Annotated in this window: 23 protein-coding genes and 1 pseudogene; 14 read left to right on the forward strand and 10 right to left on the reverse strand. The window is 61.2% G+C overall.

The window, feature by feature from the left end; genetic code table 11:
- The first annotated feature begins 90 nt into the window (after positions 1 to 90).
- Complete coding sequence (locus NDJ82_RS26200; protein WP_099585534.1) at positions 91 to 1,020, forward strand: AraC family transcriptional regulator; 930 nt, start codon at positions 91 to 93, stop codon at positions 1,018 to 1,020.
- A 13-nt stretch (positions 1,021 to 1,033) separates the two neighbouring features.
- On the opposite strand, the gene NDJ82_RS26205 is transcribed toward NDJ82_RS26200, so the two are convergent.
- From NDJ82_RS26205 to edd, 4 genes are all read right to left on the reverse strand, one after another.
- Positions 1,034 to 2,503, reverse strand: coding sequence for an ATP-binding protein (locus tag NDJ82_RS26205; RefSeq protein ID WP_112196619.1), 1,470 nt, complete (start codon positions 2,501 to 2,503; stop codon positions 1,034 to 1,036).
- Positions 2,493 to 3,227: a response regulator gene (locus tag NDJ82_RS26210; RefSeq protein WP_099585536.1), complete on the reverse strand. Its 735-nt coding sequence runs from the start codon at positions 3,225 to 3,227 to the stop codon at positions 2,493 to 2,495. Before NDJ82_RS26210 ends, NDJ82_RS26205 begins: the two co-directional genes overlap by 11 nt.
- A gap of 119 nt (positions 3,228 to 3,346) precedes the next feature.
- A complete protein-coding gene (locus NDJ82_RS26215) occupies positions 3,347 to 4,303 on the reverse strand; it encodes a glucokinase (protein WP_250926590.1) in 957 nt (318 codons plus the stop codon).
- Positions 4,300 to 6,126, reverse strand: coding sequence for a phosphogluconate dehydratase (gene edd / locus NDJ82_RS26220; RefSeq protein ID WP_191947323.1), 1,827 nt, complete (start codon positions 6,124 to 6,126; stop codon positions 4,300 to 4,302). Before edd ends, NDJ82_RS26215 begins: the two co-directional genes overlap by 4 nt.
- Positions 6,127 to 6,347: 221 nt before the next feature.
- Between edd and gap the strand changes: the two genes are divergently transcribed.
- The 8 genes and pseudogenes from gap (at position 6,348) to NDJ82_RS27805 (ending at position 15,229) form a co-directional block, all read left to right on the forward strand.
- Positions 6,348 to 7,349, forward strand: coding sequence for a type I glyceraldehyde-3-phosphate dehydrogenase (gene gap / locus NDJ82_RS26225; RefSeq protein ID WP_250926591.1), 1,002 nt, complete (start codon positions 6,348 to 6,350; stop codon positions 7,347 to 7,349).
- A 136-nt stretch (positions 7,350 to 7,485) separates the two neighbouring features.
- Complete coding sequence (locus NDJ82_RS26230; protein WP_250926592.1) at positions 7,486 to 8,004, forward strand: RNA polymerase sigma factor; 519 nt, start codon at positions 7,486 to 7,488, stop codon at positions 8,002 to 8,004.
- A 74-nt stretch (positions 8,005 to 8,078) separates the two neighbouring features.
- Complete coding sequence (locus NDJ82_RS26235; RefSeq protein WP_250926593.1) at positions 8,079 to 9,047, forward strand: FecR family protein; 969 nt, start codon at positions 8,079 to 8,081, stop codon at positions 9,045 to 9,047.
- Between the two features lie 114 nt (positions 9,048 to 9,161).
- Positions 9,162 to 11,726, forward strand: coding sequence for a TonB-dependent receptor (locus tag NDJ82_RS26240; protein WP_250926594.1), 2,565 nt, complete (start codon positions 9,162 to 9,164; stop codon positions 11,724 to 11,726).
- A 136-nt stretch (positions 11,727 to 11,862) separates the two neighbouring features.
- Positions 11,863 to 12,471, forward strand: a complete 609-nt coding sequence (locus NDJ82_RS26245) for a biliverdin-producing heme oxygenase (protein ID WP_099585543.1) — start codon at positions 11,863 to 11,865, stop codon at positions 12,469 to 12,471.
- A gap of 81 nt (positions 12,472 to 12,552) precedes the next feature.
- Positions 12,553 to 12,954, forward strand: a complete 402-nt coding sequence (locus NDJ82_RS26250; RefSeq protein ID WP_099585544.1) for a YbaN family protein — start codon at positions 12,553 to 12,555, stop codon at positions 12,952 to 12,954.
- A gap of 277 nt (positions 12,955 to 13,231) precedes the next feature.
- Positions 13,232 to 14,371 (forward strand): annotated as a pseudogene (locus NDJ82_RS27800) (methyl-accepting chemotaxis protein); the annotation flags it as partial.
- A 102-nt stretch (positions 14,372 to 14,473) separates the two neighbouring features.
- The gene (locus tag NDJ82_RS27805) at positions 14,474 to 15,229 is read left to right on the forward strand and encodes a methyl-accepting chemotaxis protein (protein WP_371926541.1); all 756 of its coding nucleotides are present in this window, start codon (positions 14,474 to 14,476) and stop codon (positions 15,227 to 15,229) included.
- A 59-nt stretch (positions 15,230 to 15,288) separates the two neighbouring features.
- Here NDJ82_RS27805 and NDJ82_RS26260 read toward each other — a convergent pair whose 3' ends face one another.
- Entirely contained in the window at positions 15,289 to 15,852 is a 564-nt protein-coding gene (locus tag NDJ82_RS26260) for an NAD(P)H nitroreductase (protein WP_099585546.1), read from the reverse strand.
- 175 nt (positions 15,853 to 16,027) lie between these two features.
- Here NDJ82_RS26260 and NDJ82_RS26265 point away from each other — a divergent pair, with 175 nt between their 5' ends.
- From NDJ82_RS26265 to NDJ82_RS26275, 3 genes are read left to right on the forward strand one after another with little or no spacing between them, the layout of a single operon-like run.
- Positions 16,028 to 17,419 carry a di-heme oxidoreductase family protein gene (locus tag NDJ82_RS26265; RefSeq protein ID WP_400530344.1) on the forward strand — a complete coding sequence of 464 codons (1,392 nt, stop codon included), beginning with the start codon at positions 16,028 to 16,030 and terminating at the stop codon, positions 17,417 to 17,419.
- Between the two features lie 31 nt (positions 17,420 to 17,450).
- Complete coding sequence (locus NDJ82_RS26270; protein ID WP_250926596.1) at positions 17,451 to 18,515, forward strand: imelysin family protein; 1,065 nt, start codon at positions 17,451 to 17,453, stop codon at positions 18,513 to 18,515.
- A gap of 2 nt (positions 18,516 to 18,517) precedes the next feature.
- Positions 18,518 to 19,615, forward strand: a complete 1,098-nt coding sequence (locus tag NDJ82_RS26275) for a DUF1513 domain-containing protein (RefSeq protein WP_099585633.1) — start codon at positions 18,518 to 18,520, stop codon at positions 19,613 to 19,615.
- A gap of 83 nt (positions 19,616 to 19,698) precedes the next feature.
- Here NDJ82_RS26275 and NDJ82_RS26280 read toward each other — a convergent pair whose 3' ends face one another.
- The 5 genes from NDJ82_RS26280 to colR all read right to left on the reverse strand — a co-directional run bounded on the left by NDJ82_RS26280 (position 19,699) and on the right by colR (position 23,468).
- Positions 19,699 to 19,926, reverse strand: coding sequence for a hypothetical protein (locus tag NDJ82_RS26280; RefSeq protein ID WP_099585549.1), 228 nt, complete (start codon positions 19,924 to 19,926; stop codon positions 19,699 to 19,701).
- Positions 19,923 to 20,642 (reverse strand): lipopolysaccharide kinase InaA family protein, encoded by a 720-nt coding sequence (locus tag NDJ82_RS26285; RefSeq protein WP_250926597.1) that lies wholly within the window; start codon positions 20,640 to 20,642, stop codon positions 19,923 to 19,925. The genes NDJ82_RS26280 and NDJ82_RS26285 overlap by 4 nt, the downstream gene beginning before the upstream one ends.
- A gap of 4 nt (positions 20,643 to 20,646) precedes the next feature.
- Positions 20,647 to 21,327 carry a class I SAM-dependent methyltransferase gene (locus tag NDJ82_RS26290; protein WP_099585551.1) on the reverse strand — a complete coding sequence of 227 codons (681 nt, stop codon included), beginning with the start codon at positions 21,325 to 21,327 and terminating at the stop codon, positions 20,647 to 20,649.
- A gap of 187 nt (positions 21,328 to 21,514) precedes the next feature.
- Positions 21,515 to 22,795 (reverse strand): sensor histidine kinase, encoded by a 1,281-nt coding sequence (locus NDJ82_RS26295; RefSeq protein ID WP_099585552.1) that lies wholly within the window; start codon positions 22,793 to 22,795, stop codon positions 21,515 to 21,517.
- Positions 22,785 to 23,468 (reverse strand): two-component system response regulator ColR, encoded by a 684-nt coding sequence (gene colR, locus NDJ82_RS26300; RefSeq protein ID WP_027605482.1) that lies wholly within the window; start codon positions 23,466 to 23,468, stop codon positions 22,785 to 22,787. The genes NDJ82_RS26295 and colR overlap by 11 nt, the downstream gene beginning before the upstream one ends.
- Before the next feature lie 201 nt (positions 23,469 to 23,669).
- Here colR and NDJ82_RS26305 point away from each other — a divergent pair, with 201 nt between their 5' ends.
- Positions 23,670 to 25,619, forward strand: coding sequence for an LTA synthase family protein (locus NDJ82_RS26305; RefSeq protein WP_112196627.1), 1,950 nt, complete (start codon positions 23,670 to 23,672; stop codon positions 25,617 to 25,619).
- A 49-nt stretch (positions 25,620 to 25,668) separates the two neighbouring features.
- Positions 25,669 to 26,388 (forward strand): phosphatase PAP2 family protein, encoded by a 720-nt coding sequence (locus tag NDJ82_RS26310; protein WP_158877146.1) that lies wholly within the window; start codon positions 25,669 to 25,671, stop codon positions 26,386 to 26,388.
- Positions 26,389 to 26,528 lie beyond the last annotated feature (140 nt).

Genomic DNA, 26,528 nt, shown 5'->3' on the forward strand with positions numbered 1-26,528 from the left:
TCAGGCAAGGATTATGCAGAATCGACCTAACACTCTTTGAAAAGCCGCCGCTAAGCTGACCCCATCAAAGCCGCCTGCAGAGGACGCTTCATGTCGTCGCCCGAACATCAGCCCATTCCCCTCGATGCCGAGATGGAAAAACAGCGCGCCGAACTGGCCAGTATCGTGCACCGGCATACCTGGGAAGATGGCTCCTACGGCACCGCGATCACCTCGCTGTACCTGAACCGCCACAACACACCGCGCGACTTTATGCCGGTGCTGGTGGAGCCCGCGCTGTGCATCCTCGCCAACGGCAGCAAGGAAGTGCGCCTGGCCGATGAAATCTTTGCCTACGACCCGCTCAACTATCTGGTGTTCTCGGTGGCGATGCCGGTGGCCGGGCGGATCATCGATGCGACGCCGGAAGATCCGAACCTGTCGGTGCGCATCAACATCGACCCGGCGCAACTCACAGCCCTGATTGCAGAGGCCGGCCCCATGGGCGTCCCTACGCGCCCGACATCGCGCGGCATGTACGTGGACCGCATCGACACCCAATTGCTCGACGCCGTGCTGCGCCTGGCTCGCTTGCTGGATACGCCCAAAGACATCGCCATGCTGGCGCCGCTGATCAACCGGGAAATTCTCTACCGCCTGTTGCGGGGGCCGCAGGGGTATCGCCTGTATGAAATTGCCGTGGCCAATAGTCAGAGCCATCGGGTGAGCCAGGCGATCAAGTGGCTCAACGGCAACTATGAGCAACCGCTGCGCATTGATGACCTGGCCAGGGAAGTGAACCTCAGCGTCTCGACCCTGCATCACCGCTTCAAGGCGATCACTGCCATGAGCCCGCTGCAATACCAGAAGCAACTGCGCTTGCAGGAAGCGCGGCGGTTGATGATTGCCGAAGGGCTTGAAGCCTCGGCAGCCGGTTATCGGGTGGGGTATGAAAGCCCGTCGCAATTCAGCCGGGAGTACAGCCGACTATTTGGTGCGCCGCCGTTGCGGGATCTAGCCAGACTGCGCCAAAGCATCTGATCTTCAGTGTTTTTCAGTCCAGGGTGCGCGGGAGCTGCAAGGTGACCCGCAACCCACCCTCGCGCAGATTCTGCAAGCTCACCTCGCCACCATGGCTGTGGGCAATATTGCGCGCAATCCCCAGACCCAACCCGTAGCCCTGCTGCTGCCCGGCCAGGCGGAAGTGCGGCTCGAACACCTGTTCCAAGCGCTGCTCCGGCACGCCAGGACCTTCATCGTCGACGTGCAGGACAAATTCCGCGCCATCATCCTCGACATGCAAATGCGCGTTCTGCCCGTACTTCAAGGCGTTGTCGATCAGGTTGCCAATGCAACGCTTGAGCGCCAGCGGCTTGCCCGGATAGGCCACCAATGCAGCGCCATTCAGGGTCACGCGGCCGTTGCCGTTGGGCGCAACATAAGGCTCCACCAGGCATTCGAGCACATGGTTCAGATCGACGGGCTGGATGTTCTCGTGGATATCGGTGTCTTTCACGCATTGCAGCGCGCCCTTCACCAGCAGTTCCAACTCATCCAGATCGCGGCCGAACTTGGTTTGCAGATTCTCGTCTTCCAGCAGCTCCACGCGCAGGCGCAGACGGGTGATCGGTGTGCGCAGGTCGTGGGAAATCGCGCTGAACAGCTGGCTGCGCTCGGTCAGGTAGCGGCTGATGCGCTCGCGCATGGCATTGAATGCGCGTCCCACTTCCACCACTTCACTACCGCCACCTTCGGCCACAGGTTCTACGTCGGCGCCCAGGGACATATCCCGCGCCGCCCGCGCCAGGCGCTTGAGCGGCCGGCTTTGCCAGTGCACCAGCAGGCCAATAAACAACAGCAGAAAACCGCTGGTCAGTACGATAAACCACACCTGCTGCGATGGCAGGCCCTGTTCTTCAAGACTGGTGTAAGGCTCAGGCAGCAACGAAGCGATGTACAGCCATTCGCCGGGGGCGAGCTGGATCTGGGTCACCAGCACCGGCGGGTTTACCGGTTCCAGGGTCAGTGCGTAATGGGCCCAGGAACGCGGCAGCTCATCGAGCTTGAGGCCGGCGTTGAAGATGCGCAGGTCTTCGGCGCTGACGAACTCCACCGAGATATGCACGTCGGCGCCCAGGGTTTGGCGCAGCACTTCGTCCACCGCCACCAGCACCGCCTGTTTGCGCGGGGTTTCGGGCAAGACCTGCATGTCCAGCGGGCGGTCATTGAGGGTCACTACAAACCGGGTGCCGCCCATGCTGCGCAATTGGTCCAGGACCAGCGGGCGATAGGCCACGGGCAACGAACGGAAGTAACTCACACTGGCGGTCATCGAATGCGCCAGGCTGCGGGCGCTGGTGACCAGGCCCTCAAGCTGGGTGGCGCGCAACTGCGAGACCCAGATCACGCTGGACAACGCTTGGGCGAACAACACCGCGAGCAAGGTCAACAGCAGCATGCGCCCCAACAGCGAGCGCGGTACCGGGAAGCGGCGACGGCGTTCGGTCACCGGCTCATTGGACATTGCCGGCAACCACGCTGGCTGCCAGTTGATAACCGCTGCCACGTACGGTGCGGATCAGCCTCGGGGGTTTTTCGGTGTCGCGCAGGCGTTGGCGCAGCCGGCTCACTGCCATGTCCACGATGCGGTCCAGCGGCATCAGGTCGCGGCCACGGGTGGCGTTGCCGATAGTGTCGCGGTCGAGAATCTGTTGCGGGTGGTCGAGAAACAACTTGAGCAGCGCGAAGTCGGCACCGGAGAGGATCACTTCCTCGCCGTCGACGTGAAACAGGCGGTGGCTGATCATGTCCAGGCGCCATTCATCGAACACCAGCACATCAGCATTCCCACTGCGCTCCTGGCCGAACTGGCAGCGGCGCAACAGGGCCTTGATCCGCGCCTGCAACTCGCGAGGGCTGAACGGTTTGCCGATATAGTCATCGGCGCCCAGCTCCAGGCCGATCACACGGTCGGCTTCGTCGGAACTGGCGGTGAGCATGATGATCGGCACCTGCGCCTGGCGCGGATGCTGGCGAATCCAGCGGCAGAGGCTGAAGCCGTCTTCGTCCGGCAACATCACATCGAGGATGACCAGGTCGCACGGCGCCTCGTTCATCGCCTGGCGGAACCCCGCGCCATCCGGCACGCCACGCACCTGGAAACCGGCGCGACTGAGGTAGGTTTGCAGCAATTCGCGGATTTCCTGGTCGTCGTCGACGAGGAGAATCGATTTACTGATTACGCTCACGGGGTCCTCCTTGTTGTTATGGGTGTTCTTGATGGCCCTATCGGGGGCAAGCCCCCTCCCACATTTTGAACGCGTTCCAAATGTGGGAGGGGGCTTGCCCCCGATGAGGCCATCACTGCCTAAGCAAATGCCTGTTCCAATGCCACACCCGCCCCGGTCAACCCGGAATACGGCGCGGTCACCAACCACACCGGAATGCCTTTGAAGTAGTCGCTCATGCAGCCTTTGTCACTGAAGCTTTTGGCGAAACCGCTGGCGATAAAGAAGTCGGCAAACCTCGGTATCACCCCGCCCACGATGTACACGCCACCGCGCCCACCGGTGGTCAGTACATTATTGCCTGCAACCCGGCCCAGCCAAATGCTGAACTGTTCCAATACTTCCATCGCCACCGGGTCGCCAGCCAGGCCTGCCGCCGTGATGGCTTCGGGTGTGTCCAGTACCGGCGCGTGACCATCGACCGCGCAAATCGCCCGGTACAAACGCGGCAAGCCGCCGCCGCTCAACGCCGTTTCGGCGCTGACGTGGCCAATTTCGGTGTAGATGTGCTGCCACAGCTGGGTTTCCCGCGGGCTGCTCAGGGGCAGGTCGACATGGCCGCCCTCCCCTGGCAACGCCGCGTAACGACCAGCACCAAGGTCCAGCAGTGTGCCGACGCCCAGGCCAGTGCCCGGCCCGATCACCACCGCCGGGCGCAACGGCTCCGGCGTGCCTTCGCAGACCACGCGGAATTCGTCGGGCTGCAGGCGGGTCATGCCCAGGGCCATGGCCGAGAAATCATTGACCAGCAGCAGTTCATCCACCTGTAACGTCTTGCAAAACGCCGTCTTGCTCAAGCGCCAGTGATTGTTGGTGAACTTGAACTCATCGCCGCTCACCGGCCCGGCCACCGACAGGCACACCGCACCGATGTCCCCGATTTCCAGGCCTTCTTCCTTCAGATAGACCATGATCGCCGCTTCAGGGCTTGGGTAATCCGCCGTGGCATGCACCCGGATGGAGTGCAGCGCCGAATCTCGCCACACTGCAAAACGGGCGTTGGTGCCCCCGATATCACCGACCAGCGCTAACTTCACTTAAGCGTCTCCAAGGCAGAGGTAAAGGCGCTGGCGCCCTGCTCTGCGGAGCTTGCGGCCAAGCGCATAAATGCAAACAGCTCGCGACCGGCTCCCACGTTATTGCCCAGAAGGCCCGTGGCAGGCGTGCGCGCTGCAAATGCTTCGGCGTCCACCTTAAGCTCCAAGGTGCCGGTCACGCCATCCACACGAATGATATCGCCATCGCGCACCCGCGCCAGTGGCCCGCCGCTCTGGGCTTCGGGGTTGACGTGAATCGCGGCGGGGATCTTACCCGACGCGCCGGACATACGCCCGTCTGTCACCAGCGCCACCTTGAAACCACGGTCCTGCAACACGCCAAGGAACGGCGTCATCTTGTGCAATTCCGGCATGCCGTTGGAGCGCGGCCCCTGGAAGCGCATCACCGCGACGAAGTCTTTTTCCAACTGGCCAGCCTTGAAGGCGTCGGCCAGGTCTTGCTGATCCTGGAACACCACAGCCGGTGCTTCGACGATTTGATGTTCCAGCGCCACGGCGGAGACTTTCATCACGCCGCGCCCCAGGTTGCCTTCCATCACGCGCAGGCCACCTTCTGGCGAGAACGCGCGAGCCACCGGGCGCAGGATGGTTTCGTCGAGGCTTTCGATAGGGCCGTCGCGCCAGACCAGCTCACCGTCGACCAGGAACGGTTCCTGGATATAGCGGCTCAGGCCCTTGCCGGCTACGGTGTTGACGTCTTCGTGGAGCAACCCGGCTTCCAGCAACTCACGGATCAGGAACGACATGCCGCCCGCCGCCTGGAAGTGGTTGATGTCGGCCTTGCCGTTTGGATACACGTGGGACAGGGTCGGCACTACCTCGGAGAGGTCAGCCATGTCGTCCCAGGTGAGGATGATGCCCGCCGACATGGCGATGGCCGGCATGTGCAGGGTGTGGTTGGTGGAGCCGCCGGTGGCGTTGAGGGCGACGATAGAGTTGACGATGGATTTCTCGTCGACGATCTCGCCGATCGGCGTGAAGTTGCCGTTGGCTTTGGTCAGGCGCGTGACCTGATGCGCGGCTTCGCGAGTCAGGGCGTCACGCAGCGGCGTGTACGGGTTGACGAACGAGGCGCCCGGCAAGTGCAGGCCCATCACTTCCATCAGCAACTGGTTGGTGTTGGCGGTGCCGTAGAACGTGCAGGTGCCGGGGCTGTGGTAGGACTTCATCTCCGATTCCAGCAGCTCTTCGCGGGTGGCCTTGCCTTCGGCATAGCGCTGGCGCACATCGGCTTTCTGCTTGTTGGAGATGCCCGACGGCATTGGGCCGCCCGGCACGAAGATCATCGGCAGGTGGCCATAGCGCAGCGCACCCATCATCAGGCCGGGGACGATCTTGTCGCAGATGCCCAGCATCAGTGCGGCGTCGAACATGTTGTGGGACAGCGCTACCGCCGTGGACATGGCAATCACTTCACGGCTGAGCAGGCTCAGCTCCATGCCCGGCTCGCCCTGGGTCACGCCGTCGCACATCGCGGGCGTACCACCGGCGAACTGGCCGACCGAGCCGACTTCGCGTAGGGCTTTCTTGATTTGTTCAGGGAAATGTTCGTACGGCTGATGCGCCGAAAGCATGTCGTTATATGACGAAACAATTGCCACGTTGGCGGCATTCATCATGCGCAGGCTGTTTTTGTCTTCAGTGCCGCAACCGGCCACGCCGTGGGCAAAGTTGGCGCATTGCAGCTTGCCGCGCATCGGACCGTCGCTGGCGGCGCCGCGAATGAGCGCAAGGTAAGCCTCGCGGGTGGCGCGGCTGCGGGCGATAAGCCGTTCGGTGACCTCAAGAACGCGGGGATGCATGTGTAGAACTCCAGGCTAACGGATGTGGCGACCTGAGTGTCTATGCTGATCAAACGCCCGCAGCTCATGGGATGGCAGGGTGTCGTTTAAATCATCGGACCAGTTGATTCAGGTCACTCGTTGTAGATTGAACAAAATATTGCCACTAAAAAGGCTTGTTTTCTATTTTTATGCGAATAATCTTGTAATTCTTACAACAAATCGACGACAGGCACTCTCCAATGACTCTTCGTATCGCAATCAATGGTTTTGGCCGTATCGGCCGTAATGTCCTGCGCGCACTGTATACCCAAGGCTACCGCCAGGATTTGCAGATCGTCGCCATCAACGATCTGGGCGACAGCTCGATCAATGCCCACCTGCTCAAATACGACACCGTACATGGCACATTCGACGCAGAGGTCGCTCACGATCAGGAAAGCCTGACCGTCAACGGTGACCGGATTGCCGTGAGTGCCATTCGCAACCCGGCCGACCTGCCATGGGCTGCACACAAGATCGACGTGGTCTTTGAATGCACCGGTCTGTTCACCGACCGTGACAAGGCTGCCGCCCATATTAGCGCCGGCGCGCGCAAGGTGATCATCTCGGCACCGGCCAAGGGCGCGGACGCTACCGTGGTGTATGGCGTGAACCACGACATTCTGCGTCAATCCCACCAGATCATCTCCAACGCCTCGTGCACCACCAACTGCCTGGCGCCAGTCGCCCAGGTGCTGCACCGCGAGCTGGGCATCGAAAGCGGCCTGATGACCACCATCCACGCCTACACCAACGACCAGAACCTGACCGACGTCTACCACACCGACCCGTACCGCGCGCGCTCGGCCACCCAGAACATGATCCCGAGCAAGACCGGTGCCGCCGAAGCGGTCGGCCTGGTGCTGCCGGAACTGGCGGGCAAACTGACCGGCATGGCCGTGCGGGTGCCGGTGATCAACGTGTCGCTGGTGGACCTCACCGTGACACTGAAGAAAGAAGCCACCGCCGAAGAAGTCAATGCGCTGCTCAAGGAAGCCAGCCGGCACTCGAAGATCCTCGGTTACAACACACTGCCGCTGGTATCCAGTGACTTCAACCACAACCCGCTGTCGTCGATTTTCGACGCCAATCACACCAAAGTAAGTGGCAAGTTACTCAAAGTGTTGGCGTGGTATGACAACGAGTGGGGTTTCTCCAACCGCATGCTGGATAACTGCCTGGCGTTGTGCAACGCCGAGTAAACCCGTCTTGTGATGAGCTTATGTGGGAGGGGCTTGCCCCCCCACATTTGATCGATGCAGGCCTGCAGAAATAGCCACTTGCCATTTCAGTTGATGATAAGCATTATCATTAACTGCAAATCGGTCTGGTATCACTGTGAGCCAATCTCGCTTCAATCAAGTCTTTCTCACCCAACGGGTGATTCTGCTACGCACCTTGCAGCGGATGGTGAATAACCCCAGCACCGCCGAGGACCTGTTGCAGGAAACCTACCTGCGCGTCACCCGGGCCCTCAGCGAGCGGCCGATCGATCACCTTGAACCTTTCGTCTACCAAACCGCGCGCAATCTGGCGTTGGATCATCTGCGTTCGCGCAGGATTCAGGCCCGAACGCTGCAGGAAGATGTCCCGTTCGACATCCTGCAAAGCGTCGCAGCGCCCATCAGCACCCCCGAAGATGCGACCCAGGCCGAGCAACTGCTTGAACACCTGAGCATCAGCCTGGGCCAGTTGAGCGCCCGCCAGCAGCAGATTTTCATCCTCAGCCGCCTGCACGGGTGCAGCTACCAGGAGATCGCCGATCAGTTGGACGTGTCCTTGAGCACCGTGCAAAAGGAACTGAAATTGATCATGGCCATCTGCGTAGGTGTGGCCGAACGGCTGGATCGGCCTTAAGCTGCACCCGACAGAAGTGTCGACCCAGGCTGTAGGATTAATGAATAAAACGTGGCGAAGACCCGAGGCACACCGTGACGGACCCGAATAAACTGCGCCCCCATGAGCTGGCTCATGAGGTGTTGCAAGACACGGCTATGGACCAGGCCCTCGACTGGCTGATCGCCTTGCAGTGCCCGCAGCCCGGGCAGCAGGCCGAGTTTGAAGCCTGGCTGGCCCACGACACGGCCCACGTCCAGGCTTTCGCCAAGGCCCAGGCCGCCTGGGGTGGCGCGCCCGTGCACAGTGCTGCCATAGCTTTGGCCGCGCCACGCAAGCCCAGCGCCTGGCGCCGGATCAAACCCCATTGGAAACCACTGGCCACCGCCGCTGTGCTGCTGATTGGCCTGTTCAGCTTCAGCAATCTGCCAGTACGCCTGCAAGCCGATCACCTGACCGTGGTGGGCGAACGCCAGCGCCTGCAACTGGACGATGGCTCGAAAGTATTGCTGAACACCAACTCGGCGTTCTCCAGCAGCATCAAGGACCAACAGCGCATCGCCCGCCTGTACCAGGGCGAGGCTTTTTTCGAGATCGCGCCCAGTCATGGCCAGCCCCTGGAAATCGACGCCGGCCCGGTGCGCGCCAGCGTGCGCGACACCGCCTTCGCCGTGCGTTACCTCAATGGCGAGGCCCAGGTGCAGGTGCAGCGCGGCGATGTGGACCTGAGCAACACGTTCGACGACGCCCGTGTACGCCTGCGCGCTGGTGAAAGTATCCGCATCGGCCCCAAAGGCTTCGGCCAGCCGGCCAAGCTGGATGCCAGCAAGGAACTGGCCTGGGTGCAAGGCCGGCTGATTTTCGAAAACTGCCCGATGAGCGAGGTGCTCGCCGAGTTGCGCCGCTATTACCCAGGCTGGATCGTCAACACCAACGACCAACTCGCCAGCGTCGCGGTCACCGGTAATTACCGGCTCGATCAACCGCTGGACGTGGTGCGCTCCCTGGCGCACATCACCTCGGCCAAGCTGTCGGAATACCCGGCGTTGGTCATCCTGAACTAAATGAGAATTATTTTTACTCGATAACCTTCGGCGGTACGTCTCGTCTTAGCCAATGCAACTGATTCCTATTTGATTCGGTTCGCAACTATAAGATTCGTACCCGGAGCGCTCTCGATGTCCTCTCGTTTCAACCGCCGGTCTTCTTCGCCCGTCCTATCCCTGTTGACCGCCGCCATCCTGCTGGCCAGCGCGCCGGTCATGGCCGCCACCGCCGCCGAACCGGTTTCGCGCAGCCAGGGCAACTACACCTTCAGCATCGAACAGCAGCCGCTGGTCTCGGCCCTCAATGCCTTTACCGCCGTGACCGGCTGGCAAGTCGGCCTGCCAGCAGAGTTGGGCCAGGGCGTGTCGTCCCCTGGTGCACGCGGCCCGTTGTCGCCGGAAAAAGCCCTGGACCGGCTGTTGGTGGGGACCAACCTGAGCTACCGCAAACTGGGCAGCAACAACATCGTGCTGGAAAAGCGCGCAGCCGGCAGCACCCTCAATCTGCAACAGGTGACCATCAGCGCCACCCGTAACGAGCAGGACGTAAACAGCGTACCAGGCACCGTCAGCGTGCATGAGCGCGAAGAGCTGGACCGCCAGAACGTCAATAACATCCGTGAGCTGGTGCGCTACGAGCCCGGCGTCTCGGTGGGCGGCGCCGGCACCCGTGCAGGTAACGCCGGCTTCAATATCCGCGGCATCGATGGCGACCGTATCCTCACCCAGGTGGACGGCGTGGAAGTGCCGGACAACTTCTTCAACGGCCCCTACGCCAAGACCCGTCGCAACTATGTCGATCCGGAAATCGTCAAGCGCGTGGAAATCCTGCGCGGCCCGGCCTCGGCGCTCTACGGCAGCAGCGCCATCGGCGGCGCCGTCAGCTACTTCACCCTCGACCCGGATGACATCATCAAGCCCGGCCAGGACGTCGGCGCCCGCCTGAAGACCGGCTACAGCTCCGCCGACGAAAGCTGGCTGACCTCCGGCACCTTTGCCGGCCGCGTGCAGGACTTCGACGGTTTGCTGCACCTGAGCCAGCGCAATGGCCATGAAACCGAATCCTATGACGGCAACAACGCCACCGGCCTGAACCGCACTGGCGCCAACCCGGAAGAAGCGCGCACCACCAATGTCCTGGCGAAACTCGGCTGGAACTATGGCGATGACAACCGTCTGGGCCTGACTTATGAGAAGTACAAGGATGATCGAGACGTCAACCTGAAGAACGCGGTGGGTGGCCCGTTTATCGGTGGCAGAGGCTTTAACCTCTACCGAGACCGTCGGGGTAACGACACAATTACCCGTGAACGTTTCGGCCTGGAAAACACCTTCGCCCTTGAGTCCCCCATAGCTGACCGCATCAAGACCAGCTTCAATTACCAGATCGCCAAGACCGACCAGACCACAGCCGAGATCTATCAGTCTGGGCGTCGCGTATTGCGCACCCGCGACACGCTTTACCAGGAAAAACAGTGGATCTTCGATGCGCAGTTGGACAAAGCGTTCAGCCTCGGTGAAACCGGCCACGAAGTAACCTACGGCACCACGCTCAAGCAACAAAAAGTGACGGGTTCGCGCGAAGGCAGCGCGACCTGCGTGGCCGTCGGCAGTGGCTGCACCGCCATTGGAGCACCCAGCCCAATCGCCACCGACAGTGTGAAGAAATCCAGCGATTTCCCAGACCCGACCATCAATACGTATTCGCTGTTTGCACAGGACCAGATCACCTGGAACAAGTGGACCTTCTTGCCCGCAGTACGCTACGACTACACCCAGCTCAAGCCCAAGCTCACCCAGGAATTCCTTAATACGGTGAACCCTACCGGTGCGGATTCTGTCAGCGACAAGGAAAAAACCTGGCACCGCGTAACACCCAAGTTTGGCCTGACCTACGCGCTGACCGATCAATACACCTGGTTCGGCCAATACGCCGAAGGTTTCCGCACGCCGTCCGCCAAGGCGCTGTACGGCCGATTTGAAAACCTGAACCTGGGCTACACCGTCGAACCCAATCCGGACCTCAAGCCGGAAACCAGCAAAGGAATCGAAACCGGCCTTCGCGGCAATTTCGACGAGGGTTCCTTCGAGATCGCAGTGTTCTATAACAAATACCGCGACTTTATCGACGAAGACAACGCCGTGGTCGGTGGCACTGTCGAGCAGTTCCAGGCCGTCAATATCAAGCGCGCCACCATCAAAGGTGCCGAAGCCAAGGGCCGCCTGAACCTGGACGCATTCGGTGCGCCACACGGCCTGTACACCCAGGGTTCTGTCTCCTACGCCTACGGTCGCAACGACGAAAACGGAGAACCGCTGAACAGCGTCAACCCGCTCAAAGGCGTGTTCGGCCTGGGCTACGACCAAGACAACTACGGCGGCCTGCTGAGCTGGACCCTGGTGAAGAAACAGAATCGCGTTGACAGTTCCACCTTCCACGCTCCGGACGGCGACACTAGCGCCCCCTTCAAAACGCCCGGCTTCGGCGTCATCGACCTGACGGCCTACTACAAAGTCACCAACGACGTGACCCTCAACGGTGGCCTCTACAACCTCACCGACAAGAAGTATTGGAACTGGGACGACGTACGCAGCTACGACAGCGTCGGCGAAGCCGCGGTGACCGGCCCGGCCAACCTCGACCGCCTGACCCAGCCCGGCCGCAACTTTGCGATCAATGTGATCTGGGACATCTGACGGCAGCCGCCTCGCCGCGCCGGAATTATTCACCGGCGGGGTGAGGATTTTTTACTGTGCCGCGTCTTCTTGTTCGTCTAGTTGATAACAGCTCTCTTTCGGGCACCAAGGCGCTCCCCTTCTCAAGGACTTTTTCATGACCGCTTCTTCTACCGCTGAACGCCCAAGCCTGCGCTCCCAGCGCCTGAACCAGATCACCAACGAGCCACACACCAAGCTCGATGCCCTGGTGAAGGCCCACGCCCCGTTCGAAACCCCGGCCAACTTTGCCCGTTTCGTGGTGGCGCAGTACCTGTTCCAGTCCGAACTGGTGGCCCTGTACAACGATCCCGAACTGATCAAGATCGTCCCTGACCTGGCCGCACGCTGCCGCGCCGAAGCCGCCAAGCTGGACCTCGCCGACCTGGACACCGACGTGCCGGCGCCGGTGGCCGGTGCCGTGAGCAACCCGAGCAAAGCCCAAGCCCTGGGCTGGCTGTTCGTGTCCGAAGGTTCCAAGCTGGGCGCCGCATTCCTGATCAAGCGTGCGGTGGGCTTGGGCCTGAGCGAAACCTTCGGGGCCCGCCACCTGGGTGAGCCGGCCGGTGGTCGTGCTGAAGGTTGGAAGAGCTTTACCCGCACCCTCGACGGCCTGCAATTGAGCGCCGAAGAAGAAGCGGCGGTGGAAAAAGGCGCGGTGGATGCGTTTGTGCGCTTCACCGTGTTGCTGGAACAGGCGTACGCTAGCGCCCCTGAAGTGGCCTGAGCCTGCCAACTTTGTGGGAGGGGCAAGGCCCCTCCTGCATTTCCCCCTCGTTCCAAACTGATTTTCTTTGATACCCGACCCATGACCGGCAAAACCCAATCCACCTCGAAAATCGCGCAGATCCTGTTCGGCCTGCTGGCCTACGTCAGCCTGGGCATTGGGCTGGTGGCGATTGTGATACCGGGTTTGCCCACCACCGAATTCATCCTGCTGGCCGCCTGGGCCGCGACCAAAAGCTCGCCGCGCCTCAGCGCCTGGCTGGAAAACCACCGCCTGTTCGGCCCCATCCTGTTCAACTGGCGCAACGGCAAGATCATTGCCCGCCGGGCCAAAGTCAGCGCCACCGTGAGCATGCTGCTGTGCGCGATCCTGATGCTGGTGATGCTCGACCATGGCTGGCCGATCTACCTGGCGATGGCCGGGATGGGCCTGGGCAACCTGTGGATCTGGTCACGCCCCGAACGGCTCGCACAGCCCGTATAACGCAGCGTATAGGCATTTTCCTACCGCTCATCGCCTCCCTCTCATGAAACCTCCTACCGCGCCGATGCTCCGGATATAGCGCTGAATGGACTTGGCCGTGCTGTGCATTCCAACAAGTCCATTCGTGAGTGAACCTATGTTCGACACCCTCTCTATCCGCTTGAAAATCGTGCTGCTCTCCGGGCTCTGCCTACTGGGCGTGATTGCGCTGGTGGTCGGCATCAATATCTACACCACCAACCAGAACGATCAGTTGGTCAGCGATTCAAGCTCACGAATGCTCACCGCCAGCGTGGAACAGCTGCTGCAAGCCAAGGCCGCCGAACAGGCCGTGCAATTGCAGAAAACCTTCGGCGACAGCCAGGTGGCGTTGACCGCCCTGGCTGACCAGATCAAAGACCTGCGCAACCTGGGGACCCATCGCGGCCTAGACGCCGGTGCCCTGCGCGAAGAACTCAACCAAAGCGTAAAAACCGCATTCGAGCGCAACAATAAGGTGCTGGGGATCTGGCTGTCGTTCGAGCCCAACGGCCTGGATGGCAAGGACAGCGAATTCATTGATGACAAGGCCCGCGTGTCCAATGAAAAAGGCCGTTTCTCCAGCTACTGGAGCCGGGCCGGTGGCGCAGGCCTGAACACCATCATGGTCGAGGACGACCTCAACAAAACCGCCCTCAACCTGAGCGGCACGCCCTACAACATCTGGTACACCTGCCCACGCGACACCCGCAGCATTTGCCTGCTGGATCCGTATGAAGACACGGTGGCCGGCAAACCCGTGCTGATGACCACTATTTCCCTGCCGCTGATCGTGGACGGCAAGGTCATTGGCATTGTCGGCGTCGACATCGCCCTCACCGCCCTGCAAGCGACTACCGATGCCGCGCAGAAAGACCTGTTCAACGGCGCGGCACACCTGGAAATTCTCTCCAGTACCGGCTTGATCGCCGCCTACAGTGGCGAACCGGCCAAGGTCGGCAAGAACCTGATCGACACCCTTGGCGCCGAAGGCAAGGAAATCGTGCAACTGCTGGCCAGTGACAGCCGCATGATCCGCGAACAGGGCGACACCATCCGGGCCGTGTACCCGGTCAAGCCCATCAGCGATGCCAAGTCCTGGGGCGTGGTGATCAAGCTGCCAAAAGCCGTGATGCTGGCCGATAACGTCAAGCTGCAAGCCGTGCTCGACGATGCCCAGGCCGCTGGCACGCTTAAAGCGTTGCTGGTGGCGGCCGCCGCAGCGCTGCTCGGCCTGCTGCTGATCTGGCTGACCGCCACCGGCGTGACCCGCCCGATCAACAGCGTCGCCGCCATGCTCAAGGACATCGCCAGCGGCGACGGCGACCTCACCCAGCGACTGGCTTATGCCAAGAAAGACGAACTGGGCGAACTGGTGAACTGGTTCAACCGCTTCCTCGACAAGCTGCAACCGACTATCGCGCAGATCAAGCAAAGCATCACCGAGGCCCGCGGCACAGCGGATCAATCCTCAGCCATCGCCCGTCAGACCAGCGAAGGCATGCAGGTGCAGTTCCGTGAAATCGACCAAGTGGCCACGGCGTCCAACGAAATGAGCGCCACCGCCCACGACGTGGCCAACAGCGCCTCCAATGCCGCCAGCGCGGCACGCGGCGCCGATCAGTCGGCACGTGAAGGCATGCAGATCATTGAAAAGAGTACGCGGGATATCACCACCCTCGCCGAAGAGGTCAGCAAGGCAGTGGGCGAAGTCGAAGCCCTGGCGGTCAACAGCGAGCAGATCGGTTCGGTGCTGGAAGTGATCCGCAGCATCGCCGAGCAGACCAACCTGCTGGCGCTCAACGCGGCGATTGAAGCGGCCCGCGCCGGCGAAACCGGCCGTGGGTTTGCGGTGGTGGCCGATGAAGTGCGCAACCTGGCCAAACGCACCCAGGACTCCGTGGAGGAAATCCGCCTGGTGATCGAGCGCATCCAGAGCGGCACCCGTGGCGTGGTCGCGACCATGCACTCAAGCCAAAGCCAGGCCCAGAGCAATGCCGGGCAGATCCATCACGCCGTGCAGGCGTTGGGCAAGATCAGCGATGCGGTGACGGTGATCAGCGACATGAACCTGCAAATCGCCAGCGCCGCCGAACAACAGAGCGCGGTGGCCGAAGAGGTCAACCGCAACGTCTCGGCGATTCGCACGGTGACCGAAACCCTGACCGGCCAGGCTACCGAATCGGCGGCTATCAGCAGTCAACTGAATGCGTTGGCCAGCCAACAGATGAAACTCATGGATCAGTTCAAGGTTTAAGAAACACCACAGATCAAAAGTGGGGGCAAGCCCTCTCCCACCTTTGGATCACCTGTGTCTTAAAGACCGGTCCAGGTACTGACAAACTGCGTCAGGTCTTCTTTAGCTGCCGTACGCGGCGGGTTCTGCGGGGTGCCCAGGTAAAGGAAGCCAATCACCTCCTCATCCGCCGTCAGCCCCAAACCTTTGGCCACATGGGCCGAGTACGACAATTCCCCGGTACGCCACACCGCACCAATCCCCTGTGCATACGCCGCCAGCAATATGCCATGGGCCGCACACGCCGCCGCCAGCAGTTGCTCGGACTTGGGCACCTTGAAGTGCTCCTGCAAACGGGCTATCACCACCACCACCAGCGGGGCGCGCAACGGGCCGTTCTGGGCCTTGTCGATGGCGGCTTGCGGGGCGTCGGCGTCTTGCAGGCGTGCGGCCTCGGCCAGCAGCGTACCCATCTGCTCACGGGCGGCGCCTTCTACGGTGAGGAAACGCCAAGGACGCAGTTGACCATGGTCGGGCGCACGCATGGCAGCGGCGAACAGCACGTCGCGCTGCTCCTGGGTCGGTGCCGGCTCCAGCAAACGCGGCACGGAAACACGGTTGAGCAAAGCGTCGAGAGCCTGCATTGGCCACCTCCAGAAAAAAATGTGTGGCCATTCTAGCGGGAATGAATCGGCTACCACCAAACGATAATTGCTCTTATTCATTCCCCCCGGCCCTGTTAAACTTTGTGACCCTGTTTTTCGCCTTCGTTCAGGAAACCTGATGTTCCGTTCGCTTCTTCGTCTGTCTGTAGCATGCATGGCCCTGGGCCTGACTGCGTGCGATGACGCCCCCAGATTCACCAAGGCCGAGCCGGGTGAATCGCGGGCAGGCGGCGCGACGACGGTGAACAAGCGCGACCAGAACGCATTTTCCCTGCCGTCGGCCAACCTGTCGCCGACGCGCCGCCTGGACTTCAGCGTCGGCAACAGCTTCTTTCGCAACCCCTGGGTGATCGCGCCGTCCACCACCACCGCCCGCGATGGTCTCGGCCCGCTGTTCAACACCAACGCCTGCCAGAACTGCCATATCAAGGACGGCCGTGGCCACCCGCCGCTGCCCGATGCGGCCAATGCGGTGTCGATGCTGGTGCGCCTGTCGATTCCCGATGAGCCGCTCTACGCCAAGCTCATCGAGCAGGCGGGCGTCGTGCCCGAGCCCGTCTACGGCGGGCAACTGCAAGACATGGCCGTGCCGGGCGTGGCGCCGGAAGGCAAGGTGCGGGTCGACTACACGCCGGTCAACGTCACGTTCAAGGACGGCACCGTCGTCGAGTTGCGCAAGCCAAACCTGCAGATCACCCAGCTCGGCTACGGCCCAATGCACCCAGACACCCGCGTCTCGGCGCGCATCGCCCCGCCGATGATCGGCCTGGGCCTGCTCGAAGCGATCAGCGACGCGGATATCCTGCGCAACACCGATCCGAAAACCGCCGATAAAGAAGCCATCGTCGGCCGGGCCAATCAGGTCTGGGATGACGCCCGGCAAAAAACCGTCCTCGGGCGTTTTGGCTGGAAAGCCGGACAACCCAACCTCAATCAACAAAATGTTCACGCGTTTTCTGGTGATATGGGCCTCACCACGTCCCTGAGACCCTTCGATGACTGCACCGACGCCCAAGTGGCCTGCAAACAGGCGCCCAACGGCAATGGCGCCGATGGCGAGCCGGAAGTCAGCGATAACATCCTGCGCCTGGTGCTGTTCTACACCCGCAACCTTGCCGTGCCCGTGCGTCGCAACGTCAATGATCCGCAGGTGCTGGCCGGGAAAAACCTGTTCTACCAGGCCGGTTGCCAGGGTTGCCATAAGCCGACGTTCACCACCGCCGCGAATGCCGCCGAACCTGAGTTGGCCAACCAAGTGATCCGCCCCTACAGCGATTTGCTGCTGCACGACATGGGCGATGGCCTGGCCGACAACCGCAGCGAATTCAAGGCCGGTGGCCGCGACTGGCGCACGCCGCCATTGTGGGGCATCGGCCTGACACAAACCGTGAGTGGCCATACCCAGTTCCTGCATGACGGCCGCGCCCGCAACCTGCTCGAAGCCGTGCTCTGGCACGGCGGTGAAGCCCAAGCGGCGCAGCAGCATGTGTTGTCCTTTAATGCCGAACAGCGCGCTGCGTTGCTGGCGTTCCTGAATTCTTTATAAGCTTCGCCCCACTTACCGAAGGGAGCTCGACATGTTCCGTCCCAAGTTGTTGTTCACCAGCCTGGCCGCCCTTGCTCTGGGCGCCTGCTCGCCACAAGACCCGCAAGCCGTGACCTCGGCGGCGATCGCCAAACAAGTGATCCTGCCGACCTACAGCCGCTGGGTTGAAGCCGACCGTCAGTTGGCCGTCAGCGCCCTTGCCTACTGCCAGGGCAAGGAGAGCCTGGACACCGCCCGCGCCGACTTCCTCCACGCGCAAAAAGCCTGGGCCGAGTTGCAGCCGCTGCTGATCGGCCCGCTGGCCGAGGGCAACCGTGCCTGGCAAGTGCAGTTCTGGCCGGACAAGAAAAACCTGGTCGGTCGCCAGGTCGAGCAACTGGTCACCAGCCAGCCGCAGATCGACGGCGCCGCACTGGCCAAGTCCAGCGTGGTGGTGCAAGGCCTGTCGGCCTATGAATACATCCTCTACGACGCCAAGACCGACCTCGCCGACGACGCGAACAAAGCCCGTTATTGCCCTCTGTTAGTGGCCATCGGCGACCGCCAGAAAGTCCTGGCCGAAGAGATCCTGGCCATTTGGAACAGCACCGACGGCATGCTCGCGCAGATGACCAAGTTTCCGAACCAGCGCTACGCTGATTCCCACGAAGCCATCGCCGATCTGCTGCGCGTCCAAGTGACCGCACTGGACAGCCTGAAGAAAAAACTCGGCACGCCCATGGGTCGCCAGACCAAGGGTATCCCGCAGCCGTTCCAGGCCGATGCGTGGCGCAGCCAGTCGTCCCTGCAAAGCCTGGAGGCCAGCCTCGCCGCCGCCCAGACCGTATGGGTCGGCGTCGACAACAAAGGCCTGCGTGGCCTGTTGCCGTCGGATCAAAAGCCATTGGCCGACAAGATCGACGCCGCCTACGCCGCGGCCCTGAAACTGTTCGCCAGCAACCAGCGCACCCTCAACGAACTGTTGAACGATGACGCCGGGCGCCAGCAACTCAACGACATCTACGACAGCCTAAACGTCGTCCACCGCCTGCACGAAGGCGAACTGGCCAAGGCGCTGGGCATTCAACTGGGCTTTAACGCCAACGACGGTGACTGATGATGCTCAGGCGACAGGCTTTGGCGGTTGGCAGCGTGCTGCTCAGCGCACTCACGCTGGGTGGCTGGACGCTGTTCAAGCAAAAAGACAAGGGCCCGCTGCTGCTGTCGGCGCGCGATGATGCAGACGGCAAGCACTACGCCGTGGGTTATCACCTGGACGGCAAGCCAGTGTTTGCCACCCAGGTCGGCCAACGCTGCCACGACATCATCAACCACCCGACGCTGCCGATTGCGCTGTTCGTCGCCCGTCGTCCGGGCACCGAGAGTTACCTGATCGACCTGCGTGATGGCGCGTTGCTGCAAACCATCACCTCGAACGCCAATCGCCACTTCTACGGCCATGCGGTGATCCACAAGAGCGGCGACTGGCTGTACGCCACCGAGAACGACACGTCCGATCCCGGCCGAGGTTTGCTCGGTGTGTATAAGTTCGAAGGCGAGCGGCTGGTGCACAGCGGCGAGATTTCTACCCACGGCATCGGCCCGCACCAGGTGTCGTGGATGCCCGATGGCGAAACGCTGATCGTGGCCAACGGCGGCATTCGTACCGAAGCCGAAAGCCGAGTGGAAATGAACCTCAACGCCATGGAGCCAAGCCTGGTGTTGATGCAGCGCGACGGCACGCTGATCAGCAAGGAAACCCTGGCCCAGCAGATGAACAGCGTGCGCCATATGGGCATCGCCAGCGATGGCACCATCCTTACCGGGCAACAGTTCATGGGGCCGTCACAGGAGCGTTCCGAGTTGCTGGCGATCAAGCGGCCGGGTCAGCCGTTCGTGGCGTTCCCGGTGGCGGATGAGCAGTTGCAGGCCATGGGGCATTACACCGCCAGCGTCGCGGTGCACAGCGAGTTGCGCCTGGTGGCATTGACGGCGCCGCGTGGCAATCGCTTCTTTATCTGGGACATGGACAGCGGCGAACTGCGCCTGGACGGGCCGTTGCCCGATTGCGCCGGCGTCGGTGCGGTGGCGGATGGGTTTGTCGTCACATCGGGCCAGGGCCGGTGCCGTTTCTACGATTGCCGCCAGAAGCAGTTGGTCGCGAAACCGTTGGAATTGCCGGCGGGGCTTTGGGATAACCACCTGCATCTGATCTGACTGAAGGCCGCGCCCCGCTGGAATTCATTCGCAAAAAAAAGGGCCTCGCATCGCAAGGCCCTTTCCCGGTGGTTTCAATCGCTTCAACTCTGCGGCCTCATCCCTTGAGACATGCCGAACATGAACAGGAGCAACTCATGATCAGGCTTGGCTGCCGTACTCGCCTTGGCGACACGCGGCAACAGGCATTGCGCCCCGCCCTGCGTCGCACTGAGTACCTGTGTGCGAGGCTGCTCCCATGCGGCCAGGGCCAAGGCTGCAACGCCTAACGCCCCCACCAGAAACACACCTCGTGCTATTTCTAGCTTCATTTGGTTAAACCCTTGATAGCGCTGCCAAACGCCGTCTCGTAAAAGTAGCTGAGTTTTGCCCAGTCGCTATCGTTCCACGACGAATGGCGGCGCAGTTGCCGCATGTCATGGGATGCCGCCTGATGAGCGGTCATTCGCTGACGGCACTTCTCGAAGTCCAGGAGTGCCACTTCCACGTTGGCCGAGTCGCCCTCGCCCGTCACCCGTACAAAGATATGCTTGATGTACAGGCAACCATGCTGCCAACGCCCCTTGTGCATGCGCGCCAGGGTGCCGGCCAATTCCTTGAGTACGCGCTCGTGAACCCGCTCGCCGTAGCGTTCACGGCCACCGACCGAGTACCAGTTTTCAATTTCGTCGAAACCGTCGAGAGACGCCGTGACCAGCAACGCCTGCCATTGATGCTCGGCATCACGGCGGGCCTCGCAGAACACCAGTTCCGGTACCCGCACATCGAGCAGGCGCAGGCCCTTGAGGGCATCACGCTCGCGCAGCACGGTGGGGCGCCCAAACGGATGCAGCCAACTGCGGTAGATATGGCCGGTCTGGCGCTTGCTATAGAGCAGACGCCCGTTGGCGCTCATCACCCGCTGCACACCGCTTTCACCGCCGCGCCGACGATTGGGTTCTTCAACCCATTCGCCTTGTTGGCGCCAGAAATAGTCAAACCTTTCTTCGGGAGTTACGTGACTGCCTGCTACGCACTCAACTGCCATCCTGTTACCTCTTGCGCAATACATACACACGCCACATGGCGTACAGCGGTATGAAGTCCAGGGACTCCTGGACACGGAAACCGGCTTGCTCAAACTCTGCTTCAACAGTAGCAGCCGGTAACACAAATCTATTTTGGTAACCTTCCTGCTCACCCTTCTTGCGCCGCTGATCTTCGAGGCGCTTGCGTTTCCAGGCTTTGAAATTGCCATCGACCCACAGCGAAATGATCACGCTGTCGCGGGTAACACGCTGAAACTCCCGCAATATCGCCAGTCGGTGCGCCGGATCACCAATGTGGTGCAACAAGCGCATACAGAAAATGCTGTCGACCGAGTTATCCGGCAAATCGATATCAAAGGCAGATGTCTGCAAGGGTCGTACCCGTTTCACCACATCCGCGGGTTGGGCGACGGTTGCAACCTTCAACATTGATGCCGAATTGTCCGCACCGATAATCACACGGTTGGGTTTTTCCGCCAGCAACGGCCAGAAGCGCCCCGCCCCACAGGGCAAGTCCAGCACCAGGCCAGGCTCACCCGCCATCGCCAGCGCGCCACGGGCCAATTGCTCGTCGCGTTTGTGGGACAACCGGCGGGCCAGATTGTCCTGATGCTTGAGCAAATATTCGTGGGCGTGTTCGTCGTCGTACTTTTCGGAAAATTCGAGCTTGATGGGGTCAGACATCACAGGTCTCCAGTGACTGATGCCTACCACCTTAGGCAGCGAACTGTGATCAACAGGTCAACCGTGTGTGAAAAACTTGTCCTGTCCAATCCCATACATTTCAAGACTTTACAGACACATTCAGTAGCATGGGGCCATCTTCGCCGAATGACGGGAATGTCTGGCAGGATAGCGGCAGGGTGAGCGGTCAGGCCTTGACCTGACTCAACTCGACATGAAAGCGACAGCCATTGGGCTCCATGGTGCTGAGGCTGACGCTCCAGCCCTGGTTCTCGCAGATGCGCTGGACCAGTGACAAACCCAACCCCAGGCCCTCACCGCGCTTTTCGCTGCCGCGCACGAACGGCTCGAACATCGCTTCGCGCTTGTCTTCGGGAATGCCGACCCCCGAGTCCTCCACCACAAAACCATTGGGTTCAAGTGTGAGCCGGATAAAACCGTGCTCGGTGTAGTGCAAGGCATTGCGCAACAGGTTGCCCATCACCGCGTGCAGGAAGGTGGTGTTGTAACGCGTGTCCAGCGGGTTGCCCGGCTGGTAGATCAGCTCCAGGCCCTTGCGCTCGATTTGCTCACGCCAGATGCCGAGCAAATCGTCCGCCACTTGCGTCAGGGTGACCTGAGGCGACATGGCCGCATCGTTATGCTGGGCACGGGCCAGCATCAGGAAGGTCTGCACCAGTTCACGCATTTCTTCACAGGCCCGAGCAATACGCAGCACCTGGTTACGCCCGCGCTGGTCGATGGCTGGGTTTTCCAACAGCAGCTCACAGGAGCTGGCCAGCACCATCAAGGGCGTGCGCAATTCGTGGCTTACGTCGCTGGTAAACATTTGCTCACGGGACAGCGCCTGGCGCAGGCGCCCCAGGGTGGCATCGAAGGCCACGGCCAGCTCACCGACTTCATCGGCGGCATAGTCCGGCGCCAGGGGCGGCGCCAGGCCCAGCAACTGGTCGCGATGCCGCACTTGGCGCGCCAGGCGCACCACCGGTGCCATCACTTTGCGCGCCAGCACCCAGCCGAGGAACACCGCCAGCGCCAGGCTGAGCACAAAGCCCACCAGCACCACGGCGAACAGCACGCGCTCGCGCTCTTCGAAATCGCTTTGGTCTTGCAGCAGCACATAGCGACGGCCGTCGATCACTTCGACCATGGCGTGGTAGGACAGCGACTCGCGAAACACCTCATGAAAGCCCGGCTCCAGGTGCCGCAGGTCCTTGGGCAACTCGAAATCACCCGGACCACCGCTGAAGTAGAACAACTGGTCCGGCTCCGGCCGGTGGTTCCAGTCCTCGACGCTGTCCATCAACAGCAGCCGCTGCAGGTCACCACCCAAACCCGCCGAAATCAGCTTCTCTTCCACCAGATGCACGGTGGCGACGATGCCCATGGCGAAGGCCCCCGCCACTAACGCGCTCATCAGGGCAAAGGCAATGATGATCCGCTGGGCAAGGCTTTGCTTAAACTCCATCACGACCCTCGGCCAGGCGATAGCCGACGCCGTGCACCGTTTGCAGCAACGGCTTGGCAAAGGGTTTATCGATCACTTGGCGCAATTGGTGGACGTGGCTGCGCAGGCTGTCGCTGTCCGGGCAGTCATCGCCCCACAACGCTTCTTCGAGCACTTCCCGACGCAGCACGTGCGGGCTCTTCTGCATCAGTACCGCCAGCAGCTTGAGGCCGACCGGGTTGAGCTTGAGCAGACGCCCTTCACGGGTGACCTCCAGTGTGTCGAGGTCATAATTCAGGTCGGCCACTTGCAGGGCACGGCGTCCGCCGCCTTGGGCACGGCGCAGCACCGCTTCGATGCGCGCGGCCAGCTCCGACAGGGCAAACGGTTTGAGCAGGTAGTCATCGGCGCCGGACTTGAAGCCCTGCAGCCGGTCATCCAGTTGGTCGCGAGCGGTGAGCATGATCACCGGCGTGTCGCGGCGTGCGTCTTCGCGCAGGCGTTTGCAGAGGGTGTAGCCGTCGATACCGGGCAGCATGATGTCGAGCACAATCAGGTCGTAGTGCTCGGTGGCCGCCAGGTGCAGGCCCGACAAGCCGTCCTGCGCACAGTCAACGGTGTAGCCCTTCAGCCCCAGGTAATCAGCCAGGTTGGCCAGAATATCGCGGTTGTCTTCAACCAATAAAATTCGCATGGGCAGTGTCTCCGTACGCGGTAACGGCCGTGTTGGCTCGCGCAGCTTAAGGCCAAGTGTGACTCAGGGATAGAGCTGAACGGCCCGTCGATTAAGGTTTTCAACCGTTTCTTGAGTTGAACGAGTTTTTCACTATAGCTTCACAAACTGACTACAGTGTCAGCGTGAAGATCGCCACCCATTGATATAAGGAACATGGACATGGGGTTTCTCAAAACAGCGCCTATGCGCTATTTGCTGTTGGTAACCGGTGCCTGGCTACTGGTTTTCTTGCTCACGCGCAGCGTGCTGCTCCTCACTCACCTGGACGAAGTCGGCGGCAATCTGCTGCCGGTGTTTGGGGTGGGCTTGCTGTATGACCTGGGCTTCCTGGCCTATGCGGCGCTGCCGCTGGGGCTGTATGTGCTGCTATGCCCGCCCGGTCTGTGGCGTCGTCGTGGTCACCGCTGGTTCCTGCAAGCGGTGCTCACGGTCAGTCTGTTTGCGATGCTGTTCACCTCCGTTGCCGAATGGCTGTTCTGGGACGAGTTCGGCGTGCGCTTCAACTTTATCGCCGTTGACTACCTGGTGTATTCCGACGAGGTATTGAACAACCTGTTGGAGTCATACCCGATCGGCAAGCTGCTGAGCCTGCTGGCGATGCTGGCCCTGGTGCTGAGCCTGGCCTTGCGCAAGACGTTCAACGCAACAATGAATGCGCCCTTGCCGACGATGCGCGGCCGTATGGTGAATGCGCTGGCGCTGTTGGTCGTCGCCGGCCTCAGCCTGCAATTGATCAGCCAGGACAGCCCACGCACTCAGGGTGGCAACGCCTACAAAAACGAGCTGGCCAGCAATGGCCCCTATCAGTTCTTCGCCGCTTTCCGTAACAACGAACTGGACTACCCACAGTTCTACAAGACCTTGCCTACAGAGGTCGTCGCCCAGCAATTGCGCAACGAGCTCAGCGAGCCCAATGCCCGCTTTATCGGCAACGATCCGCTGGATATCCGTCGCGCCATCACCAACCCGGGAACGCTGCGCAAACCCAATATCGTGCTGGTGACCATCGAAAGTTTCAGCGCCAAGTACATGGGCAGCAACGGCGACGAACGCAACCTCACGCCCAATCTCGATGCGCTGCGCAAGCAAAGCCTGTACTTCAATAACTTCTACGCCACCGGTACCCGTACCGACCGCGGACTTGAGGCCATCACCCTGGCAATCCCACCCACGCCGGGGCGTTCGATCGTCAAGCGCATTGGTCGCGAAAGCGGCTTTGCCAGCCTGGGACAGCAACTCAGTGCTATCGGTTATGACAGCGTGTTTGTGTATGGCGGGCGCGGTTACTTCGACAATATGAACGCGTTCTTCAGTGGCAACGGCTATCGGGTCGTGGACCAGAGCAGCGTGCCCGAGTCTGAAATCTCGTTTAAAAACGCCTGGGGCATGGCCGACGAAGATCTCTACAACCAAACCCTCAAGCTCGCAGACGCCGACTACGCCAAGCAGCAGCCGTTTTTGCTGCAACTGATGACCACCTCCAACCACCGCCCGTACACCTACCCGGACGGGCGCATCGATATCAAATCCGGCAACGGACGCGACGGTGCAGTGAAGTACACCGACCACGCCATCGGCCAGTTCCTTGAGGCCGCACGCCAGAAACCGTGGTTCGACAATACGATCTTCGTGTTCGTCGCCGACCACACCGCCGGCAGCGCGGGCAAGGAAGACCTGCCCATCACCAACTACCAGATCCCGTTGTTCATCTACGCACCGAAACTGATCGATGCCCGGGAAACTGCTCAACTGGCCAGCCAGATCGACCTTGCACCGACACTGCTGGGCCTGATCAACCTGAGCTACGAGTCGACCTTCTTTGGTCGCAACCTGTTGCAAGACAACCCGCTGCCAGCGCGCGTGGTGGTCGGTAACTATCAGCACCTGGGGTTGTTTGACGGCAAGGACCTGGCGATCCTCAGCCCGCGCCTCGGGCTGCGTCGCCACGACGAGGCGCTGGGTGAAAGCCAGGAATTACGAGTGGGCAGCGATGACCCGTTGATCCAGCGGGCGATCACCTACTACCAGGCCGCCAGTTATGGGTTCAAACAACAGTTGCTGAGTTGGAGGGCCCCCAAGGAGGAGGCGCCCGCCCTGAGCACACGCTAAACCATTGCCCCGTACAGGTCAGTACGGGGCATGCCTACCAAGGCTAGCCATGAATAACTGCGCCGCTGGGCCCGTTTCCAAACCGCTTAATCTGTGGCTGTGCCTGGGCATTCCGGCCGGCGCTGCACTGGTGTTGCTTCTGCTGGAGCTGACGTCCCTGGACATGGACCTTGCCAAACGTTTCTACAACGCGGCGGATGGCGGATTTATCGGTCGTTACAGTTTCTTCCTCGAAGACATCCTGCATGACCGCGCCAAGCAGTTGGTGATCCTGTTCTCGGTGCTGGCAATTCTGGGGTTTGCCGGCACATTCATTTTACAAAGGCTCAAACCCTACCGTCGCGAACTGGGCTGTCTGGTGCTTTCGCTGGGGTTGGCGACTGCCTACGTCTCACCGCTGAAAACCATCACCGCCGTGCAGTGCCCCTGGAGCCTCAAGGAGTTCGCAGGGCAGGAAACCTACAGCGCGCTGCTGAGCCCTCGCCCGCCTACGGATAAACCCGGACGTTGCTGGCCAGGGGGTCATGCCGCTACCGGCTTCGCCTTGTTCGCCTGGTTTTTTGCACTGCGTGACCGTCGGCCGCGCATGGCACGCTACGCATTTGTCTTCGCCGCAGGCTTGGGCAGCGTCTTTTCAGTGAGCCGCATGCTGCAAGGCGCGCACTTCTTTTCGCACAATGTGTGGACAGCGATTTTCTGTTGGCTGATCTGCCTGGGCGTGTATTGCTTGTTGCTGTACCGGCCGTCGAGGCACGCCGCGCGTCCCTGAACCCCACGCACCGTGTCTAGTCCTGAAATAGGTTTACACCTGTTTGAGTCTCAAAACGCCTGATGCACCGCATCGGGCGTTTTGTATTTCAGGGATAAGTGCGGCCGCTCCCCGTTGTAGATCAGCACCGACTCATCCAC

The sequence above is a fragment of the Pseudomonas sp. SR18 genome (assembly GCF_023701505.1).
Lineage (GTDB): Bacteria > Pseudomonadota > Gammaproteobacteria > Pseudomonadales > Pseudomonadaceae > Aquipseudomonas > Aquipseudomonas cyclaminis.